Here is a 19,318-nt window from a genome sequence, read left to right as displayed (position 1 = left end):
GCATCAGCGATTTTTCGCATATGTGTCAAACTAAATTTTTAGTAAATGAGATTGGTCACCTTACAGCCTTAAAAACATGCGCTTTTTGGTGATGCAGGGTCTTTGACGGACGGATTCGCGCGTCTTGTCGGGTAACTCATTCGTTGATCGGCATCTATCCTTGCCAAGTTATTGATTCTTAGTAAGCTGCTTCCACGTACAAGCCCCGAAGCGGTGCGCGCCCGGGCGACAAATTTCATTTTGATGACTGAGGATGTTTCATGTCCCAAAGTCTTTTGAAGTACACACGCGTTCTGGAAATTGTCGGTGACACCATCAAGGTTCGGGTGCCGCTGGACGGGTCGGCTGACGCCGCTGTGCGGTTCAACGATCTGGCCGTGATTGAAACGGTTGATGGCCACAAGACGCTGGCGCAGGCGATTTTCATCGACCGGGATGTGGTGACGCTGCAGGTGTTCTCGGGCACCAAGGGGATCTCGACCGAGGCGACCGCCACTTTTCTGGGTCATCCAATGCAGACGCCGTATTCGGCGAATATTCTGGGCCGTGTTTTTGACGGGGCAGGGGTGGCAATCGACGGTGGGCCGGACCTTTCGTCCGAGCCGCGGATTGAGATTGGCGGGCCGACGGTGAACCCCTCGGAACGGGCGGTGCCCAACAAGATGATTCGCACCGATGTCCCGATGATCGACGTGTTCAACACGTTGGTGGAAAGCCAGAAAATCCCGATCTTTTCGGTCTCGGGTGAGCCGTTCAATGCCTTTCTCAGCCGGATCGGCATTCAGGCGGACGCTGATATCGTTGTGTTTGGTGGGCTGGGGCTGATCTTTGACGACTATCACACGTTCCAGACCTCGTTCGAGGATGCGGGCGTGTTCTCGCGTACGGTGATGTTCGTCAATCAGGCGATGGACCCGCTGGTGGAACGGCTACTGGTGCCGGATATGGCGCTGGCGGTGGCTGAAAAATTCGCGGTTGAGGAGGGCAAACGCGTGCTGGTCCTGTTGACCGACATGACCGCCTATGCCGATGCCATGAAAGAGGTGGGGATCAGCCAGGAACGCGTGCCCTCGCAGCGGGGGTATATGGGTGATCTCTATTCCCAGCTGGCGCGGCGGTATGAGAAAGCGTGTGATTACGCCAAGGGCGGCTCGGTCACGGTGCTGACCGTGACCACGATGCCGGGCAATGACGTGACCCACCCAGTGCCGGACAACACGGGCTATATCACCGAGGGGCAGTTTTACCTGCATTCGGGGGTGATCGACCCGTTCGGCAGCCTGTCACGCCTCAAGCAGAATGTGATCGGCAAGACCACGCGTGAAGATCACGGGCAGATCATGAACACGATGATCCGGTTTTACTCCGAAAGCCGCGATGCGGCGCAAAAACAGGCGATGGCCTTTGATCTGTCGGATTACGATCACCAGTTGCTGAAGTTTGGTTCGCTGTTCAGGGTGCGGTTCATGGATATCAACGTCTCGATCCCGCTGGAGGACGCGCTGGATCTGGGGTGGAAGACGCTGGCCGAGTGTTTCCAACCTGAACAGTTGCTGATGAAGCAGGCTTTGGTCGAGAAGTATTTCCCAAAGGACACCGATGGCGCGGTTGCAGCTGAATAAATCGTCGCTGGCGCGCCAGCAGACCCAGCTGAAAAGCTATGAGCGGTTCCTGCCGTCGCTGGACCTCAAACGCCAGCAATTGATGGCGGAACGTGCCAAGGCGCGCGAAGATGTGCAGCGCCTGCAGCAGGAGGTGCATGATCTGGCGCAGCAGGTCGGGGAAAAACTGCCGATGCTTGCGCAGCAGGGGGTCGATCTGGACGGCTTGGTCCAGTTGAAGGACTACCAGTTGAAAGAGGTCAACGTGGTCGGCGTCAAGATGCCCGATCTGGACCGGATCGAAGTTGCGGTGCGGCCTTATTCGTTGCTGGCCAAACCACATTGGGTCGATGCCGCCGCCAACCTGTTGCATGACATGATCGAGGCACGGCTGCGTGTGAAGGTCGCCGAGGAACGGGTACGTATTTTCGACAAGGCCGTTGCCACGATCACGCAGCGGGTGAACCTGTTCGAAAAGGTTCTGATCCCGCGCGCCAAGGCCAATATCAAGAAAATCCGCATCTATCTGAGCGATGAACAGATGCAGGCCGTTGTGCGCTCGAAAATCTCCAAGCGCAAACATGCGCAGGAGGCGCTGACATGAGCGTTGCGCGGCTGAAGAAACTGTCCCTCGTCGGACCGGCCGCACAGAAGGGCGACACGCTGGAGGCGCTGCAAGGGCTGGGCTGTATGCATGTACTGCCACTTGCTCCTCCGCCCGCCGAGCCTGAGAAGATCAGCGAACGTGGTGCGCATGACGCTTATAAGGCGCTGCGCTTTTTGACCGATGTGGCCGACCCGCGCCGCCAGATACAGCGCGATCCGGCCTTTGATATGGACCAGTTCGTGCGCGACGTGCTGGACCTGATGCAGCGCACGCGGGAGGCAACGGACCGGCGGGATTTTCTGGCCCATCGGATTGCACAGGTGCGCCCGTGGGGCGATCTGGATTTTCCACCCAATGATGTGTTGGCGGGCAATCGGCTGTGGTTCTACCAACTGCCGGTGAAACACCGCGAGGCGCTGTCCGAGGTCAAACTGCCCTGGGCCATTTTGGAACAGGATCACCGCTATATCTACGCCGTGCTGATCGCGCCGGACGATCCGGGCGACGATATCCTGCCGGTGCCGCGCACCCATACCGGATCGCTGCCGATCCATGAACTTGAGGCGCAGCTGGAAGAGGCCGAGATCGCCATTGAGGCGCTTGAGGCGGAACGCATCGCCCAGACCCGTTACCTGACCCTGATGCGCCGCAACCTGTCGGCCGCAGAAAGCGCGGCGGAACTGGCCCACGCTACGCAGAAGGTCCGCGACGAGGGCGCGATGTTTGCCCTGCAGGGCTGGGTGCCCGAGGATCGTGTGGATGCCGTGCTGGAGATGGCGCAGGCGCGAGACGCTGCTGTTCTGATCGAGGAACCGGGCTCGGATGACGCCCCTCCGACTTTACTGGAGCAGCCCGAGAACCGCAGCGCAGCCGTCGATCTGGCTCTGTTTTACCAGATACCGGGCTACAGGGATTGGGACCCCAGCATCATCGTTGCGGCCTCGTTTGCGATCTTCTTTGCGATGATCGTGGCGGATGCGGGTTATGGCGTGGTGATCCTGCTGGGCCTGCTGGCCATTTGGAAAAAGATGGACAAGTCCCCGGCGCAGCGGTCGTGGCGGCTCTATGGTGTGATCATCGCGGGCGCGACGGTGATCTACGGAGTCATGGTCGGCAGTTATTTCGGCGCGTCCCCGGCAGAGGGGTCGATCTGGGCGCGGCTCAAGATATTGGATCTGAACAACTTCAACGCGATGATGATGATCTCGATCGTTGTCGGCGTGTTCCATCTGGTGCTGGCCAATGCACTTGCCGCACGCGCGGCGTGGGGGCGGCGCAGGGCGATTGCCAATCTGGGCTGGATCGCCGTTCTGATCGGCGGTTTTGTTCTGTGGCTGGCCTACATGAACGACGGCGCGACCTTGCCCGGAGCGGTGCTGATGGGCGCAGGCTTTCTGGCGATCCTGCTGTTCACCAGCGAGCGTCAGATCACCAAACCGACCGACTGGCTGTGGCGTCTGATCGAGGGGCTACAGGGGCTGGCGGGCGCGATGGGCGCGTTTGGCGATGTGCTGAGTTACATGCGCCTGTTTGCGCTGGGGCTGGCCTCGGCCTCGCTGGCGATCACGTTCAACGATCTGGCGGTCCAAGTGATGCAGGCGCTGAAAGGGCCGGGCATCCTGTTCGGGCTGCTGATTCTGATTGCCGGGCATCTGCTCAATTTCGCCCTCGCGATGATGAGTGGCGTCGTCCACGGGTTACGTCTGAATTACATCGAATTCTTTAAATGGGGTCTGCCGGATGAAGGCATCGTCTTTCGCCCGTTCGCCCGCAAGGAGGTTCAGGAATGAATGAGCTTGTACTGACATTGGGTTGGCTGGGAATCTACGCGCCCATGGCATTAGGGGCGGCGTCCAGCGCCATTGGCTGTGCCATTGCGGGGCAGGCCAGTATCGGCGCGATGACCGAGACCGAGGGCGGCTATGGCCGGTTCATCGGTGTCTCAGCCTTTCCGTCTACAATGGTGATCTACGGCATCGTGATCATGTTCACCCTGAACCGCGATGTGACGCCGGAAAACGCGGGCGGGCTGTTCGGCATCGGCATCCTGTCTGGGATTGCGCTGATGTATTGCGGCATCTGGCAGGGCCGGGCCTGTGCGGCGGCGATCAATGCCACCAAGGAGAAACCGGAAATCTTCGGCCTGTCGCTGGCCCCTGCTGCGATCATCGAAGGCTTTGGTGTCTTCGCCTTTGTCTTTGCGTTGGTCATTAGCGCGGGGATCAGCTGATGGCACAGGACGGGATGATCTCGCACGGGGTCGATGCGCTGATCGACAAGCTGCGCAGCGATGGCGTGGCGGCGGGGCAGGCGGAAGCCGACAAGCTGCGTTCAGAGGCCAAGGCCGAGGCGGCCAGGATCCTCGCCGATGCCAAGCGTGAAGCGGATGAGTATCAGAAAAAGGCCCGTACCGAATCCGACAATTACCGTGCCGCCGGGGAAGAGGCGCTGAACACCGCCATGCGTGATGCGGTGTTGACCATGAAGGCGGGTCTGACCGACCGGTTCCGCGAAGATGTCGAACGCCTTGTCACCAAGGAAATGGCCGACCCCGAGATGCTGAAACAGATGATCCTCGAGGTCGTTGGGCGCGCGGCGGAAGGGGCCAAGCTGGACGGTAAGGTGCAGGTGATCCTGCCCGCCAAGGTGGCCACGCAAGAGGATATCAAGCAGAACGCTGACGATATCCAGTCGGGCAAGCTGACGAAATATGTGCTGGGCCTGACTGCCGACATGCTGCGCGAACAGGTGGAACTGCACGCCGCAGACGGCACGCAGGACGGTATCCGGGTGCGCGCCGAGGATCAGGGCGTGGTGCTGGACCTGACTGACAAGGCCGTGGCCTCTTTGCTGATGGAGCATCTTCAGCCCCGGTTCCGTGCCGTGCTGGAAGGGGTGATCCGCTGACATGTCGGACCCCGACGCCTATATCGCGCTGATCAGCAGCCTGCCGGGCTCGGAAAGGTTGTTTGTTGCCAAACAGCCCCCGATCTCGCGCCTGCGGCTGGACCGGCGGCTGCGTGCGCTGGCGTCTGAGGATGCGCAGGTGCTAAAGGTGTTGGAACACGCCCTGAACTGGGGCGACTACGATATGGACGTGACGGATACACAAGCGGTCGAACGCTGCAAAGGTGCGCTAGGTGATATCCCGCAACAGACCTTGCGGAAGCTGTTTCTGGAGCGGATGGACTTGCGTACCGCCGTAGCCGCCTTGCGCTTGCGCAAACAGGGCGGAAGCCCGCTTACCGGAACCTTCGGCATGGGCCGCTGGGCCCGCCACATACCGGCCAACTGGAGTGATCCGACCTTCAAGCTTGAGACCTCGATGCCGTGGCTCAAGGAAGCGCATCAACTGCTGGAGGCAGAAGATCCTCTGGGGCTTGAGCGGTTACTGCTGCAGGTCAGCCATAAGCAGCTCAAACGCCACGCCGCCCGCCATCTGTTCGATTTCGAGGCCGTGGCGATCTACGTGCTGATCTGGAACATTTTCGACCGCTGGGCGCAAAGCAATGCGCAGGACGCGGCCACGCGATTTGAGAAACTGGCGCAACAGGCAATGGCTGACGTCGCCGATATCGACTTTGAGGGAGCCTACGCATGACCGCCCCAACCCCTGTCACCCAAACCGCCACTGCCCGCGTTGTTGCGGTGCAAGAGGGGCTGGTGCAAATTCAGGCCAACGCAGATGCCTCAGGCGCGCCGGGGCAACTGGTCAAGAACGAGGTGGTCTTTATCCTGCCCACGCGCCCCGGCCCCGGTGGCCGTCAGGAGCGTTTGAAAGCCGAAGTGCTGCGCGTGCGCGGCGACACGGCGGATGTGCAGGTCTATGAAAGCACCGACGGCGTGGCCGTGGGCGACCCGGTGGAGCAATCTGGCCAGTTGTTATCGGTCGAACTGGGGCCGGGTCTGCTGGGTCAGGTGTTTGATGGGCTGCAATCGCCCTTGCCGAAGGTCGCCGCTGAGTTTGGTACTTTCCTGCCACGCGGCGCGGACGTGGCCCCGCTGGATACGCTGGCGAAATGGTCGTTTACGCCCTCGGTCAAGGTGGGCGACACGGTGACAGCGGGCGACAGCATCGGCACTGTGCCCGAGGGGCGGTTCGAGCATAAGATCATGCTGCCGTTCAACTGGGTGGGCGACTACAAGGTCGTCTGGGTGCAGAAAGGCGCGGCCACAATCCACGACATCGTGGCCCGGCTTGAGGATGAACAGGGCGGCGAACACACCCTGACCCTTTCGCAAAAATGGCCGGTCCGCCGCGCGCTGCCGGAAAGCATCCTGAAACGCGCTTTGTCGGAACGTCTTTACCCGACCGAGCCGGTACTGACCTCGCAACGCCTGATCGACACGTTCTTCCCTATCGCGCGCGGCGGGACGGCCTGTATTCCCGGCCCGTTCGGTGCAGGTAAGACGGTCTTGCAGAACCTGATCGCGCGGAACTCCAAGGTCGATATCGTGATCGTCGTAGCCTGCGGCGAGCGCGCGGGCGAGGTGGTGGAGACCATCGCGGAATTCCCCAAAATGACCGACCCGACCTCGGGCGGCAGCCTGATGGATCGGACGATCATCATCTGCAACACTTCGTCCATGCCGGTTGCTGCGCGCGAGGCATCGATCTTCACCGGCATCACGCTGGGAGAATATTATCGCCAGATGGGCTATGACGTGCTGCTGATTGCCGACAGTACCAGTCGCTGGGCGCAGGCCATGCGCGAGACCTCTGGCAAGTTGGAGGAAATTCCGGGTGAGGAGGGCTTCCCTGCATATCTGGAAAGCTCGATCAAGGGATTATACGAGCGCGCGGGTGCGATGAAGACCAATGACGGCGCGTTGGGCAGCCTGACGCTGATTGGCACGGTCTCACCCGCTGGTGGCAATTTTGACGAACCCGTCACGCAGTCGACCTTGTCCACGGTCAAGTGTTTCCTCGGTCTGTCATCCGAACGCGCCTACAAGCGGTTCTATCCTGCAGTGGACCCGATGCTCAGCTGGTCGCGCTATACCGATCAGCTGTCCGACTGGTATGACAAACACGCCGAGCCGGGCTGGACCGGCAAGGTCCGCGATCTGCTGGCGCTTATTGAGAAGGGCGAACAGGTCGACCAGATGATGCAGGTGACAGGCGAGGAAGGCGTCACCATCGAGGACTTTGTCACGCAGCAAAAGGGGCTGTTTGTGGATATGGTCTATCTGCAACAGGATGCCTTTGATAAAGTGGACGCAACCGTCCCGCTGGAGCGGCAGAAGATGACCTTCAAGCTGGTCTACGGCGTGACCCAATCCACCGCCGAGTTCAAAGATAAGGCCGAGGTGCGGCAGGTCTTCACGCAGCTGACGGGTTTGATGAAGAACTTCCACTATGCAGCGGAAAACACGCCCGAATTCAAATCCACATGGGGTCAGATCGAAGACCTGTGCCGCGAGAAATTCGGAGTGTAAGGAAATGGTAGCCCGTAGGGGAATCGAACCCCTCTTTCCAGGTTGAAAACCTGGCGTCCTAACCGATAGACGAACGGGCCATTTAGGCAAAACAAGCACAAGTGGTAGCCCGTAGGGGAATCGAACCCCTCTTTCCAGGTTGAAAACCTGGCGTCCTAACCGATAGACGAACGGGCCACGCTGGCTTGTGGAGGGCCTTTTACGGTTTACCTACCACCCCCGCAAGCCGAAAAATGCAGGGAGGGACAAGTTTTTTGCCGGGGCCTATGACAAGCTCAGTTTGCCTCGGCGGCATCTTCCAGCCGAAGCTGCACGGATTGCCGTCCGCCCCATGTATTGACCTCGAGTCGACCGGCGAAATGGAACCGCGCGCCGCCGTGATTGGACAGCTTTTCGCCCATTGGTCCGTCGAACGCACCGAAGGCGATGGCGTCCAGACCGCCGCCCACGCCATCGGACAGGGACAGTTTCAAATGAGATTCGCCCACACGCTTGGCAAAACGCACCTGTAGATCGGGCAGGGCATAGCGTGGGGCAGGGGCGCTGGCTCCGAAGGGACCTGCTTTTTCGATCTGTTCGATCAGGTCCACTGTGGCCGCACCCGGCATCAATGTGCCGTCAAGTTTCAGATCCGCCGGGCCGCCTTCGCCCGCGCCTTGTTTGGCCAACAACTCCGACAGGCGCGCCATCGCCGGTTCCAGTTGGTCGCGCATCACTGTCAGCCCGGCGGCCATCTTGTGCCCGCCACCTTTGACCAGCAGCCCCTCGGCGGCCAAACGTTGGATCGAAGCCCCAAGATCGACACCTGTCACTGACCGGCCCGAGCCCTTGCCCTCATCCCCGTCAAAGCCGATCACAATGGCGGGGCGGTTTGCGGCTTCTTTCAGGCGCGAGGCGACGATGCCGACTACGCCGGGATGCCAGCCTTCGCCCGCCGCCCAGACCAAGGGCGCGTCCAGTCCACGTTCCTCGGCTTGTTCCATGGCGGCTGCACGCACGGCGTTTTCGATATCGCGGCGCTCGGTGTTCAGTTCGTCCAGCCGTTGCGACAGGGCCTCGGCCTCGTGCATGGAATCGGTGCTTAGCAATCGCGCACCCAGATCGGCTTGACCGATCCGCCCCCCGGCATTCACGCGCGGGCCTAGCAGGAACCCGAGGTGATAGCTGTTGGGAGCCGAATCCATCCGCGCCACGTCTGACAGGGCCACCAGACCGGGTCGCTGCCGTTGAGCCATCACCTTCAACCCCTGACGCACCAGTGCGCGGTTCGCCCCGATCAAAGGGGCGACATCTGCCACGGTCGCCAGCGCCACCAGATCCAGCAGAGAGATCAGGTCTGGCCCCTTGACCCCGGCCTCACGCAGTTGCCGCCCGGCCTCGACCAGCATCAAGAACACGACGCCCGCAGCGCAGAGATAGCCCAGATCGCCGCTTTCATCCTGCCGGTTCGGGTTCACCACGGCCACGCATTCGGGCAGGGTTTCGCCGCCCAAATGGTGATCCAGCACGATCACATCCGCATCTTTGGCCGCTGCGATCGGTTCATGGCTCAGCGTGCCGCAATCGACGCAGATGATCAGGTCGTGACGGGCGGCCAGCTCCTGCATGGCGGGCACATTGGGGCCGTAGCCCTCATCAATCCGGTCGGGCACGTACAGCGTCGCCTGCAGCCCCATCTGCCGCAACCAGACAAGCAACAAAGCGGCTGAGCTACCGCCATCCACGTCATAGTCGGCAAAAACAGCAATCCGCTGCTTGTCCCGCACTGCCGTCAGAAACCGGGTGGTTGCGGTTTCCATATCCTTCATGTCTCGCGGATCGGGCAGCAGTTCTTTCAACTTGGGCTCCAGGAAACCGGGGGCCTCCATTGCGGGAACGCCACGGCGCGCCAGCACCTGGCAGACAGCACGCGGCAGGCCGGCCTGTTGCACCAGCATTTCGGTCGCGCGTTCTACATCCGCCGAGGGGCCGACCCAACGCCGCCCGGACAAAGACTGTTCAACCCCAAGAAAGCTCATGACCCGCCCCTGATATGCCAAGGCCGGATACCTTTCGGACCCGGCCTTTGTTTCTTTATGGTTTACGCCAGACACGTAATTACGCGTTGTCGTGCGACCACATCGGCGTGCGGTAGGACATGCGCCGGACTGATCCGGTTTTCGACCGCATCAGCAGGGTGGTGGTTTCCAGCCAACCCGGCTCGCGCTTGATGCGCGGCAACAGCGACCCGCCGGTCACGCCGGTTGCGGCGAAGATCACGTCGGCTGTCACCATCTCATCGCGCGCATAGACACGGTCCAGATCGGTGATGCCCGCCTTGGCGGCACGGCCACGCTCGTCATCGTTGCGGAACAGCAGGCGGCCAAAGATCTGACCACCCATGCATTTCAATGCAGCCGCCGCCAGCACACCCTCGGGTGCGCCGCCCTGGCCCATATACATGTCGATGCCGGTCTCTTCGCTTTCGGCACAGTGCATGACGCCGGCCACGTCACCGTCGGTGATCAGACGGATCGAGGCGCCGGTCTCGCGGACTTCGGCGATCATCGCCTCGTGCCGGGGGCGTTCCAGAATGCAGACGGTAATGTCAGCGGGTGCGCAACCCTTGGCTTTGGCCAGAGCTTCAACGCGTTCGCGCGGACTCATATCCAGGTTGACGACGCCTTCGGGATAGCCCGGACCCACGGCCAGCTTGTCCATGTAAACGTCGGGCGCGTGCAGCATCGAGCCGCGCGGGCCCATGGCGATCACGGTCAGGGCGTTGGGCATGTCCTTGGCGGTCAGGGTGGTGCCCTCCAGCGGGTCCAGCGCAATGTCCACGCCGGGGCCATTACCTGTACCGACCTCTTCGCCGATATAAAGCATCGGCGCTTCGTCCCGCTCACCTTCACCGATGACCACGACGCCTGCGATATCCAACAGGTTCAACTGTTCGCGCATCGCGTTGACCGCTGCCTGATCGGCCGCCTTCTCGTCACCGCGTCCAACCAGCGAGGCAGAGGCCAGCGCAGCCTGTTCCGCAACCCGCGCCAGGCCCAGCGACAGCAGTCGGTCGTTGAAATCAATCTTGGCAGCACTCATTTTCACTATCCTCAGGTCAGTATAGGCGTTTTCTTGGGCATAGCCTGCGGCCTAGGCAGGCCGCAAGGGTCAAACCTCTTCGATGCGCAGCGCGACCGGTTCGCCCGAGACCACATCGGTGTCGCGGAACCCATCCAATGCCACGTCCAAAGTGGCCCGTGTTGTCTTGTGCGTGACGATCAGAACCGGCGCGGTGCTTTCGGAATGGCCATATTGGCGCATCCGGTCGATTGACACACCGGCATCGCCCAAAATAGCGGCCACTTTCGCCAGCGCGCCGGGTTTATCGAACAGCGCAAGACGCAGGTAATAAGGGGCGGGCAGGCCGGTGATGGCCGGTGCCGCATCCTGCAACGAGGTCGCGGGGCGGCCAAAGGTCGGGATTTGCAACCCGCGTGCCAGATCGCAGACATCGCCCATCACAGCACTTGCCGTCGGGCCTTCGCCTGCGCCGGGGCCGCGCAGAACGACTTGGTCAACTGCGTCGCCCTCGATCACCACCATATTGGTGCCGCCTTCCAACTGTCCCAGCGCCGAGCCGCTTGGCACAAGGCAAGGCTGCATCCGTTGGACCAGCCCACGCGCGGTTTTCTGTGCGACGCCGAGCAGCTTGATGCGATAGCCCATGTCGTCGGCCTGATGGATGTCATCGAGGCTGATCTGCTGAATGCCCTCAATCTCGATCCCGTCAAAGTTCGGCTTGGTGCCGAAGGCAATCGACGACAGCAGCGCCAGTTTATGCGCCGCGTCAATACCGCCTACATCCAGATTGGGATCAGCTTCGAGATACCCCAGTTCGGCACATTCTTCGAACAGGGCGTTGTAGCCCAGCTCCTGCGATTGCATCCGGGTCAGGATATAGTTGCAGGTGCCGTTCATCACGCCCATGACGCGGGTGATTTCATTGCCCGCAAGACCTTCGGTCAGGGATTTGATCACCGGGATACCGCCTGCAACGGCGGCCTCGAACCGGATCACGCGCCCGGCGGCCTCGGCCTTTTCGGCCAGCTCTTGCCCGTGGATCGCCAGCAGGGCCTTGTTTGCGGTGACGACATCCTTGCCACTTGCCAGCGCCGCCTCGACCGACGCTTTGGCGGGGCCGTTCTCACCGCCCATCAGCTCGACATAGACGTCGATATCGTCCCGCTGAGCCAGGGCGACCGGGTCGGTTTCCCACGCATAGCCCGAAAGGTTCACGCCGCGATCCTTGGACGCGTCGCGCGCTGACACGGCGATTATTTCAATGGGACGACCAGTGCGCGCTTGCAGCAAATCCGCATGTTGCCGCACGATCTTGACGACACCCACGCCGACCGTTCCCAAGCCCGCAATTCCAAGCCGCAGCGCCTGTGTCATCCCGTGGGTTCCTTTCGCTCGAATTCATCGCCTTTTTGGGCCTTGCCCATTCCCGGGTGCCTTACCGGGTTCGGCGCATGGGCGCAATGCGTTGCAGGCCGGCCTGAACCGGGAAATGCAGACGGTCAGTTAATTTCTTCGCTTTGTAGCTTGTCCGCCTTTTTCTGCAGCGCTTCTCGTCGGGCAGACAGGTCTTCTTCGACCTCAGCGGCCTCGCTTACCGGGTCGATCGGGGGGCCAAGATTCTCTTGCAGAGGGATCAGTTTTGGAAACCGTGTGGTTTTCAGGCTTTCAGGCTCGCTGCCTTCAAGTTCAGGAAAGTCGACGCAGCTGGCGCAAAGACTCAAAACAATCAGCAATGGCAGGGGTTTCATGCCGAACCCTTTCGATGGCGGTCCTGCCTGTGATGCACCTTTTGAATAGCGCATTCAAGCGGGGTTCTATCTGAACGGACGTTCAGATACATTTGCAATATGGCAAGGACACAAGGTTCACATTCCGATATCACTGGCCCCCGTATTCGCAAGGCGGCCCTGTCGTTGTTTGCGCGCCACGGCTACGCGGCGGTTTCCATGCGCCAGATCGCGGCCGAGGTCGGGGTGCAGGCTGGCGCACTTTACAACTATACGCCGGACAAGCAGAGCTTGCTGTATCGCCTGATGAACGACCACATGCAGGAGCTGCTTTCTACATACGCTAAATTGACGCCTGCGGCCTCGCCAGTCGAAGCCTTGCGGCAGTTCGTGGGCTTTCACATTCGATTTCACATGGAGCGCCCGGACGAAGTCTTCATCGCCTATATGGAACTGCGCAATTTAAGCCCCGAGAATTTTACGGAAATTGAAGCGGTGCGGCGCACATATGAAGACTCGCTAGAGGCCATTTTGAAAGCCGGACAACAGCAAGGGCTGTTTACTGTTGCCGATACCAAAATCGCCACACTTGCGGTGATCGCCATGTTGAATGGCGTGATGACTTGGTATCGCGCAGGGGGGCGTTTATCGCTGGACGCCGTCGAGCAGATCTACTGGGACATGGTTCTGAGATCAGTGACAGCTTGATCAATGCGCGGGGCGAATAAAGGTGCCGTTCCGCAATTCTCGAAACGCCTGTTCCAGTTCAGCGCGGGTGTTCATCACAATAGGGCCGTGCCACGCGACGGGTTCATCAATCGGCGCGCCCGAGATCAACAGGAACCTGACGCCACCGGGACCGGCCTGAACAGTGACCTCATCGCCCGTTCCGAACCGAACCAGAGTTCGATCCCCCGACATGTCACGAATGTTGACCTCTTGCCCTGCAACCTCTTTCTCTAGCAGTACCCCCGTCGGTTGCGAGGCGTCTGCGAAGGCGGCCTGGCCCTGAAAAACATAGGCAAAGGCACGGCGATACGTGTCAATGCGGAATGTCTTTTTCACGCCGGCCGGGATCGAGATATCCAGATATTGCGGATCCGCAGCGATGCCGTCGACTGGGCCGGTCTTGCCCCAGAACTCGCCAACGATGACTCGGACAGTTGTGCCGTCGTCATCGGTTATTTCCGGAATGTCCCTGCTTTGAACATCCTGATAACGCGGTGCTGTCATCTTTTGACTGGACGGCAGGTTGCCCCAAAGCTGGAACCCGTGCATTTGACCGGTCGCGTTTCCTTTTGGCATCTCTTGATGCAAGATGCCGGACCCGGCCGTCATCCATTGGACGTCCCCGGCACCCAACGTGCCAGTATTGCCAAGCGAATCTGCATGTTCGACCGTGCCGGACAGCACATAAGTTATCGTCTCGATGCCTCGATGAGGGTGCCAAGGGAACCCCGCCATATAGTCTTGCGGGCGTTCGTTTCGGAAATCGTCAAACAGCAGGAACGGGTCCAGCTCGGACGGATCCTGAAATCCGAATGCACGATGCAGTTTGACCCCTGCGCCTTCCATTGTCGGGACAGCGTTCCGGGTTTCCAATGTGGGTCTAAGGGACATGAGGGCCTCCTGCTTGCTTGGGACATACTTAGCCGGTGGATGACATGCGTCAATTTGCGGAAAGGCACCGCCTATGTGCAAAAAATTGCAGGTCGCGCCCCTCTGTCTTTCAGCGGGGAAAGGCGCTAAACCCGGACCACATCGAACGGGGAGAGAAGATGCAGGAAGAAGTACTGGCTCGGGTCAAGGCTTCGACACCACGACGGTGGCTGGGTGTCGGAATGTTGACGGTTGTAGGAGCGATGGTTCTGTATGTGGCCATGGCAACGCCGCCCGAGCCTGCGTGGCTTGTGTTTTTGCTGGTCGTTGGCGCTGCGGCATTCTGGCTGGCGCATCGCATGTGGAATGCCACGAGCGACAGCATCGAATTGACCGATACAGTGGTTCGAACCGGGGCAGGGCGTGTGATCGCCCGGGTTCAGGATATCGAAGCCGTAGATCGCGGAGTGTTTGCGTTCAAACCGTCAAACGGTTTCTTGATCCGCACGCGGACCAAGGATGCAAATGCCTGGGCCCCGGGGCTATGGTGGCGCCTCGGTCATCGGGTGGGCATCGGCGGCATGACAGCCGCCGCCGAAACCAAGTTTATGTCGGAAATGCTTTCGGTTAAGCTTGCGAACAGGACTGAGGACCAAGGTTCTGAGCAATCTCATTCGTAAATCGTGGGCGAGTAAACACGAAATTACGGAATGTGTGATCTTCGGAAACCCACGATCCGACCACCCAGTTCGACCCGAAAATAGGCTGATACCTATTGGAGGTCTCGACAATGATCAGCGTGTCCTGATCGGGCATCGGGGGCAGGTTATCCCGCATGTTACCGATATTGTCGTTAGTCCAGGCCTCACAATAGCCGCGGATGGCTGACCATCTCACGTAGTGCCGATCATCTTCGGCATCGTAGACAATCAGCGAAATACGCAGTTGAATATCGTTTCGGCTGTTGACCATTCGATCCAAAAGCTCATGCATGGAGTCGACGTAGGTGTCGGTCACAGTCCCGGTTTCACGCGAGATGAGGTCGCCGACCGTGTAAGCAGCCTTTAGGTTAGCCGCGCTTTGCCGGAAACCATCGAAAAAGGCAAAGGCGCCCGTGATCGTCCAAACCAGCATTGGGAAAATCAGGATTGCTTCGACAGTTAGTATACCGCTTTCATCCCGTTTGACCGAGCGAAAGAGATTTCTGAGTCTATGGATAATAGTCATAGTCTTACGAAGGCTCCTGAACGAAGGCTGTGGTCGCCGTTAGTGCGATCTGTCCGGTGTCATCTACCAGCGCCCGCCCCATGGCCGAAGTCGGAAACAGAGGATCAACCCTGGCGCACGCGCGCAGAATCATGAGCTCATTCGACAGACCGTTCTGGAAGGTACGAACAGGGCGTACTTCTTCAGTGTTGTCGGTGCAGTCTACGGTTTCGGGCAGATTGACACCGGCGAACGCGCTCTGCTGGATCATTTCCAGTCGCAAATTTCGCGAGCAGTTACGGACTAGCAGCGTGTTCTCACAGATCGAGTCCTTGATTGTATCGTGGTCCGGGTTTGTTCCGGTTCCCAGTCGAATCTCGCGAACTGTTATGTCCACCGCGCGTTCCAGCATAGATTGCTGGACCGTAACCACCGCGTATTCCATTGCGCTGAGGATGAAGAACATGAAAACCGGGAAAATGAGGACAAATTCCACAACGACGTTGCCGTCCTCAGATGCCTTGAGTTTTCCTAGATATGTTCGAAGATTTTGGATCATTGGGTCAGCCTCAGCTTCTTGATCGACGATGCGATTGACGCAAATGCGTCTTGCAACGAGATGCCTTCGGGGTCATCGAACTCGTCCACTTCGTAGACGTGGCTGTCCGAACTTGCACAGTTCTTGATGGTCGTCAGGCCCGCATTGGGGGCTTCGAACGCAATTCCATAGATGATCACACCATTATTCTTTGCAGCGCCGCAAATGCTGGTTGTGCGTGAATTCTTTGTTGTTGGTCCGACACTTATTCGAGGGTTCTGAAACCAGTTGAACACGTGATTGTTCTGCCAGAAGTAGTTGTTGGTCGCGTTCCAGTACAACGAGGCCTGATTGAACAACTGAGGGAAAGTCATGCGCGTCGCAGTTCCCGGCTCATTGTTAAAAGAGCTCTCGTTCGGAGGGTTGCCGTAAGGATAGTCGGCAGTAATGAATCCTCTGCCAAACTGCGCGCCGTTTTCGATGCTTTGTTGCATCCACACGTAGCGGTCCGGGTTGCGCCGGAATCGAACGCTATATTCGCCTGTGGACCCATCGTCGCGGACGTATTCCGGGTTGAACCAAATATCCGAAAAGCCTGAGCGGTACTGGTCTTTCAGCATGTATTGAGTGGTGTTCTGTCCGTCGGTCATGACGATAGCGACCTTTAGCACCTCTGAGTCATAGGCTTCGGGTCGATCTTTAAACTTATCCGGAACAATGTTCTCTCTGGCCAGTTCTCCGACAACGTTCTGGAATTTGGGATCCAGCATGCCGACACCCCATTTCATGCCCACGTCGATCGAAGTGTTGCCGTTGGCCGTAAGCGCATCGATGCGGTTGTGCAGAACATCGATGTCGTCGGTCACAGCGGTAATGTCACTGCCTGCGCGGACAGGACAAACAGGGAAGCGGGGGAATTGCTCTGCGTTGTTGGTGTATTGGAAGGGGTCGAACGGAGCGGTGCGGTCATAGGAAATCGTGGGATCCAATGCCGAACTACCAAACTGGGCCGAAGTAAAGTTGATACAGTGAGAAAAATCATGCTCGGACGATACATTGCTGAAGTGCTTCAGTATGTCGTCACCCGCGCTGACCTGGGTTGCATAAGGAATGATGGACATCGAAATTTGACTTTCGCCCGGCTTGTCCAGCATCAGGGTCACGAACTCTTTGGCGGCAGAGCGCAAGACCTCAATTTTCGTTCTTCCTGCTTCCGCAGACGCGCGGTTCATCGATCCGGACATGTCGAGCACGAGCGAGATTTCGACTGATCCAATCGATTCCTCCGCTGTACTTGCCGCTTGTGCAGTCAAGGTCTTGTGACCCGAAAAGCGCATGAAGTTGGTGTTCACGATCGTTTCTGCAGTTGCAGACACGGTCCGGGATCCAAATCCTTCCTGCACGTTGACCGATTTCAGTTTGTCACTGAGGCCAGCTTTGTCCAAGTATGACTCGACCACCTGTCGCGGCGGGAGCGTTTGGTCAAGGTCGGCGGCGGCAAGAACAGCGCGGTCCAAGGTAGACTGCAACGTCGCACGGTCGCGTTCAAAGTTCATGACGTCGACCCCAATACCTGTGGTCGCAAAAATCACCAGCACGCCAAGCAGTACAAAAATGGTGAACGACCCGTCTTCTTCGCGCTGGAAGACCTGGGGTGTTGGTAGTTTTTTAAAGCGTTTAGTTATGCCGCTTTTGAAACCGCGGTTAATCATATTGCCGTCCTCGCTGAACAGTCATCCACTACTGCTAAGGAAAAGTTAACGTTGAGAAATTAACGCTCAAACGTGGCGGGAATTGGGCGAAACCGCCTTGGATCAGGCCCATTTCTTGTCAAACAGGGAATAATATGATCCACGCTTAGGTTCTGTTGTCTTCTTGTCGACAATGCACGCGCGCGTGATCGCGTTCGGCGACTCAGTTTTTCGAAATTTATTTTTGCTTAAATATTGATCGTTTATCCAATGGGTGCGACAAAACGACAGAACGCAAGTCGTTCGTTGGCACGGAGGTATAGATGACGGCCACAAAAGAACCCAGCTTTCGCGAAAGTGTTGACCTGATGTTCAACAGGGCGGCGTCCCTGATGGATCTGCCTCCGGGGTTGGAGGAGAAGATAAGGGTTTGCAACGCCACTTACACGGTGCGGTTCGGTGTTCGCCTGCGCGGTGATATTCATACGTTCACCGGCTACCGGTCGGTTCATTCCGAACACATGGAGCCGGTAAAAGGTGGCATCCGCTACGCTTTGGCCGTCAATCAGGATGAAGTTGAGGCGCTGGCAGCGCTGATGACCTATAAATGTGCGCTGGTTGAAACACCTTTTGGCGGCTCGAAAGGCGGGCTATGTATCGACCCGCGAAAGTATGAGGATCATGAACTGGAGCAGATCACGCGCCGGTTTGCGTATGAACTGGCCAAGCGGGATCTGATCAACCCGTCCCAGAACGTTCCCGCCCCCGACATGGGGACCGGCGAGCGTGAGATGGCGTGGATGGCCGACCAATATGCTCGGATGAACACGACGGACATCAATGCGCGGGCCTGTGTTACCGGCAAGCCGTTGAACGCGGGTGGTATCGCCGGGCGGGTCGAGGCAACCGGTCGTGGTGTTCAATACGCTCTGCGAGAATTCTTTCGCCATCCTGAAGACACTCAGAAAGCCGGGCTTACTGGAAAGTTGGACGGCAAACGCGTGATCGTCCAGGGCTTGGGCAATGTGGGTTATCATGCCGCAAAATTCCTCAGCGAAGAGGATGGCGCGATTGTCACCGGCATCATCGAATGGGATGGCGCGCTGTATAATCCCGAAGGGATCGACGTTGAATCTGTTCGGCAGTGGATCGTCAAGCATGGCGGGGTCAAGGATTACCCGGACGCGACCCATTCCGCCGAGGGGGCGGTGGTGTTGGAAGAGGACTGCGATATCCTCATCCCGGCGGCGCTGGAAGGCGTGATCAACCTGACCAACGCGGATCGCATCAAGGCCCCGCTGATCATCGAGGCTGCGAACGGTCCTGTGACGGCGGGTGCGGATGAAATATTGCGCAAAAAGGGTACCGTGATCATTCCTGACATGTATGCCAATGCCGGCGGTGTGACGGTGTCGTATTTCGAGTGGGTCAAAAACCTGAGCCATATCCGCTTTGGCCGGATGCAGCGCCGTCAGGAAGAAGCACGGCATGAGCTGATCGTCAGCGAGTTGGAGCGTCTGGATCGGTATTTGGGCGATGCATGGTCGATGTCACCGGATTTCAAGGCCAAGTACCTGAAAGGCGCGGATGAGTTGGAACTGGTGCGTTCGGGCCTCGATGACACGATGCGGATTGCATATCAGTCCATGCGTGAGGTTTGGCATAGCCGCGATGATGTCGAAGACCTGCGCACAGCCGCTTATATCGTGGCGATAGACCGGGTCTCGAAAAGCTATCGAGCCAAAGGACTTTGAGAAAAATGCAGGGGCGGAGATTGGTCGCCCCTGCGCAACACGAAGGCGCGAGGTTCAAAACGGCAATGGCCGGTCGGCTTTGCGGCGGATAAG

The 19,318-nt window shown here is 58.9% G+C and carries 18 protein-coding genes and 2 tRNA genes; 10 read left to right on the top strand and 10 right to left on the bottom strand.

Translation table 11 applies throughout. From position 1 onward, the window contains the following. Nucleotides 1-260: 260 nt before the first annotated feature. Genes J7380_RS15590 through J7380_RS15560 form a run of 7 tightly spaced genes read left to right on the top strand, consistent with a single transcriptional unit; the run spans nucleotide 261 to nucleotide 7,647 of the window. Nucleotides 261-1,622: a V-type ATP synthase subunit B gene (locus J7380_RS15590; protein ID WP_209196665.1), complete on the top strand. Its 1,362-nt coding sequence runs from the start codon at nucleotides 261-263 to the stop codon at nucleotides 1,620-1,622. Then, nucleotides 1,600-2,205, top strand: a complete 606-nt coding sequence (locus J7380_RS15585) for a V-type ATP synthase subunit D (protein WP_170785691.1) — start codon at nucleotides 1,600-1,602, stop codon at nucleotides 2,203-2,205. The genes J7380_RS15590 and J7380_RS15585 overlap by 23 nt, the downstream gene beginning before the upstream one ends. Beyond that, entirely contained in the window at nucleotides 2,202-3,998 is a 1,797-nt protein-coding gene (locus J7380_RS15580) for a V-type ATP synthase subunit I (RefSeq protein WP_209196664.1), read from the top strand. The genes J7380_RS15585 and J7380_RS15580 overlap by 4 nt, the downstream gene beginning before the upstream one ends. Beyond that, nucleotides 3,995-4,438 carry an ATP synthase subunit C gene (locus J7380_RS15575; protein WP_170352721.1) on the top strand — a complete coding sequence of 148 codons (444 nt, stop codon included), beginning with the start codon at nucleotides 3,995-3,997 and terminating at the stop codon, nucleotides 4,436-4,438. Before J7380_RS15580 ends, J7380_RS15575 begins: the two co-directional genes overlap by 4 nt. Then, nucleotides 4,438-5,115, top strand: coding sequence for a hypothetical protein (locus tag J7380_RS15570; protein ID WP_209196663.1), 678 nt, complete (start codon nucleotides 4,438-4,440; stop codon nucleotides 5,113-5,115). Before J7380_RS15575 ends, J7380_RS15570 begins: the two co-directional genes overlap by 1 nt. 1 nt (nucleotide 5,116) lies before the next feature. After that, nucleotides 5,117-5,809 carry a hypothetical protein gene (locus J7380_RS15565; RefSeq protein WP_209196662.1) on the top strand — a complete coding sequence of 231 codons (693 nt, stop codon included), beginning with the start codon at nucleotides 5,117-5,119 and terminating at the stop codon, nucleotides 5,807-5,809. After that, a complete protein-coding gene (locus J7380_RS15560; protein ID WP_209196661.1) occupies nucleotides 5,806-7,647 on the top strand; it encodes a V-type ATP synthase subunit A in 1,842 nt (613 codons plus the stop codon). The genes J7380_RS15565 and J7380_RS15560 overlap by 4 nt, the downstream gene beginning before the upstream one ends. A gap of 5 nt (nucleotides 7,648-7,652) precedes the next feature. On the opposite strand, the gene J7380_RS15555 is transcribed toward J7380_RS15560, so the two are convergent. The 6 genes from J7380_RS15555 to J7380_RS15530 form a co-directional block, all read right to left on the bottom strand. Further along, a tRNA-Glu gene (locus J7380_RS15555) sits at nucleotides 7,653-7,727 on the bottom strand. Nucleotides 7,728-7,749: 22 nt separating this feature from the next. Then, nucleotides 7,750-7,824 (bottom strand) — tRNA-Glu (locus tag J7380_RS15550). 98 nt (nucleotides 7,825-7,922) lie between these two features. Continuing rightward, a complete protein-coding gene (recJ, locus tag J7380_RS15545) occupies nucleotides 7,923-9,665 on the bottom strand; it encodes a single-stranded-DNA-specific exonuclease RecJ (protein WP_209196660.1) in 1,743 nt (580 codons plus the stop codon). 79 nt (nucleotides 9,666-9,744) lie between these two features. Then, entirely contained in the window at nucleotides 9,745-10,728 is a 984-nt protein-coding gene (gene glpX / locus J7380_RS15540) for a class II fructose-bisphosphatase (RefSeq protein WP_209196659.1), read from the bottom strand. Between the two features lie 69 nt (nucleotides 10,729-10,797). Next, entirely contained in the window at nucleotides 10,798-12,084 is a 1,287-nt protein-coding gene (locus tag J7380_RS15535) for a homoserine dehydrogenase (protein WP_209196658.1), read from the bottom strand. A gap of 125 nt (nucleotides 12,085-12,209) precedes the next feature. Next, nucleotides 12,210-12,458 carry a hypothetical protein gene (locus J7380_RS15530; protein WP_209196657.1) on the bottom strand — a complete coding sequence of 83 codons (249 nt, stop codon included), beginning with the start codon at nucleotides 12,456-12,458 and terminating at the stop codon, nucleotides 12,210-12,212. A gap of 99 nt (nucleotides 12,459-12,557) precedes the next feature. On the opposite strand from J7380_RS15530, the gene J7380_RS15525 reads away from it, so the two are divergent. After that, nucleotides 12,558-13,145, top strand: a complete 588-nt coding sequence (locus J7380_RS15525) for a TetR/AcrR family transcriptional regulator (protein WP_209196656.1) — start codon at nucleotides 12,558-12,560, stop codon at nucleotides 13,143-13,145. On the opposite strand, the gene J7380_RS15520 is transcribed toward J7380_RS15525, so the two are convergent. Next, the gene (locus J7380_RS15520; RefSeq protein ID WP_209196655.1) at nucleotides 13,146-14,057 is read right to left on the bottom strand and encodes a pirin family protein; all 912 of its coding nucleotides are present in this window, start codon (nucleotides 14,055-14,057) and stop codon (nucleotides 13,146-13,148) included. Between the two features lie 158 nt (nucleotides 14,058-14,215). Between J7380_RS15520 and J7380_RS15515 the strand changes: the two genes are divergently transcribed. Then, on the top strand, nucleotides 14,216-14,716 hold the full coding sequence (locus J7380_RS15515) for a hypothetical protein (protein ID WP_209196654.1): 501 nt from the start codon (nucleotides 14,216-14,218) through the stop codon (nucleotides 14,714-14,716). On the opposite strand, the gene J7380_RS15510 is transcribed toward J7380_RS15515, so the two are convergent. From J7380_RS15510 to J7380_RS15500, 3 genes are read right to left on the bottom strand one after another with little or no spacing between them, the layout of a single operon-like run. Next, nucleotides 14,664-15,263: a hypothetical protein gene (locus J7380_RS15510; protein ID WP_170352731.1), complete on the bottom strand. Its 600-nt coding sequence runs from the start codon at nucleotides 15,261-15,263 to the stop codon at nucleotides 14,664-14,666. The genes J7380_RS15515 and J7380_RS15510 overlap by 53 nt on opposite strands. Before the next feature lie 4 nt (nucleotides 15,264-15,267). Beyond that, nucleotides 15,268-15,801, bottom strand: coding sequence for a TadE family protein (locus tag J7380_RS15505; RefSeq protein WP_170352732.1), 534 nt, complete (start codon nucleotides 15,799-15,801; stop codon nucleotides 15,268-15,270). Beyond that, nucleotides 15,798-17,492 carry a TadE/TadG family type IV pilus assembly protein gene (locus J7380_RS15500; protein ID WP_209196653.1) on the bottom strand — a complete coding sequence of 565 codons (1,695 nt, stop codon included), beginning with the start codon at nucleotides 17,490-17,492 and terminating at the stop codon, nucleotides 15,798-15,800. The genes J7380_RS15505 and J7380_RS15500 overlap by 4 nt, the downstream gene beginning before the upstream one ends. 302 nt (nucleotides 17,493-17,794) lie before the next feature. Between J7380_RS15500 and J7380_RS15495 the strand changes: the two genes are divergently transcribed. Next, on the top strand, nucleotides 17,795-19,225 hold the full coding sequence (locus J7380_RS15495) for a Glu/Leu/Phe/Val dehydrogenase (protein WP_209196652.1): 1,431 nt from the start codon (nucleotides 17,795-17,797) through the stop codon (nucleotides 19,223-19,225). The last annotated feature ends 93 nt before the right edge of the window (nucleotides 19,226-19,318 follow it).

The sequence above is a fragment of the Ruegeria sp. R8_1 genome, from assembly GCF_017743815.1.
GTDB lineage: Bacteria > Pseudomonadota > Alphaproteobacteria > Rhodobacterales > Rhodobacteraceae > Ruegeria > Ruegeria lacuscaerulensis_A.
This window is presented reverse-complemented; position numbering and strand designations above follow the sequence as displayed.

Coding starts and splice junctions, on each gene's coding strand:
- J7380_RS15590 (WP_209196665.1), top strand. CDS start 261: ATGTCCCAAAGTCTTTTGAAGTACACACGCGTTCTGGAAATTGTCGGT.
- J7380_RS15585 (WP_170785691.1), top strand. CDS start 1,600: ATGGCGCGGTTGCAGCTGAATAAATCGTCGCTGGCGCGCCAGCAGACC.
- J7380_RS15580 (WP_209196664.1), top strand. CDS start 2,202: ATGAGCGTTGCGCGGCTGAAGAAACTGTCCCTCGTCGGACCGGCCGCA.
- J7380_RS15575 (WP_170352721.1), top strand. CDS start 3,995: ATGAATGAGCTTGTACTGACATTGGGTTGGCTGGGAATCTACGCGCCC.
- J7380_RS15570 (WP_209196663.1), top strand. CDS start 4,438: ATGGCACAGGACGGGATGATCTCGCACGGGGTCGATGCGCTGATCGAC.
- J7380_RS15565 (WP_209196662.1), top strand. CDS start 5,117: ATGTCGGACCCCGACGCCTATATCGCGCTGATCAGCAGCCTGCCGGGC.
- J7380_RS15560 (WP_209196661.1), top strand. CDS start 5,806: ATGACCGCCCCAACCCCTGTCACCCAAACCGCCACTGCCCGCGTTGTT.
- recJ (WP_209196660.1), bottom strand. CDS start 9,665: ATGAGCTTTCTTGGGGTTGAACAGTCTTTGTCCGGGCGGCGTTGGGTC.
- glpX (WP_209196659.1), bottom strand. CDS start 10,728: ATGAGTGCTGCCAAGATTGATTTCAACGACCGACTGCTGTCGCTGGGC.
- J7380_RS15535 (WP_209196658.1), bottom strand. CDS start 12,084: ATGACACAGGCGCTGCGGCTTGGAATTGCGGGCTTGGGAACGGTCGGC.
- J7380_RS15530 (WP_209196657.1), bottom strand. CDS start 12,458: ATGAAACCCCTGCCATTGCTGATTGTTTTGAGTCTTTGCGCCAGCTGC.
- J7380_RS15525 (WP_209196656.1), top strand. CDS start 12,558: ATGGCAAGGACACAAGGTTCACATTCCGATATCACTGGCCCCCGTATT.
- J7380_RS15520 (WP_209196655.1), bottom strand. CDS start 14,057: ATGTCCCTTAGACCCACATTGGAAACCCGGAACGCTGTCCCGACAATG.
- J7380_RS15515 (WP_209196654.1), top strand. CDS start 14,216: ATGCAGGAAGAAGTACTGGCTCGGGTCAAGGCTTCGACACCACGACGG.
- J7380_RS15510 (WP_170352731.1), bottom strand. CDS start 15,263: ATGACTATTATCCATAGACTCAGAAATCTCTTTCGCTCGGTCAAACGG.
- J7380_RS15505 (WP_170352732.1), bottom strand. CDS start 15,801: ATGATCCAAAATCTTCGAACATATCTAGGAAAACTCAAGGCATCTGAG.
- J7380_RS15500 (WP_209196653.1), bottom strand. CDS start 17,492: ATGATTAACCGCGGTTTCAAAAGCGGCATAACTAAACGCTTTAAAAAA.
- J7380_RS15495 (WP_209196652.1), top strand. CDS start 17,795: ATGACGGCCACAAAAGAACCCAGCTTTCGCGAAAGTGTTGACCTGATG.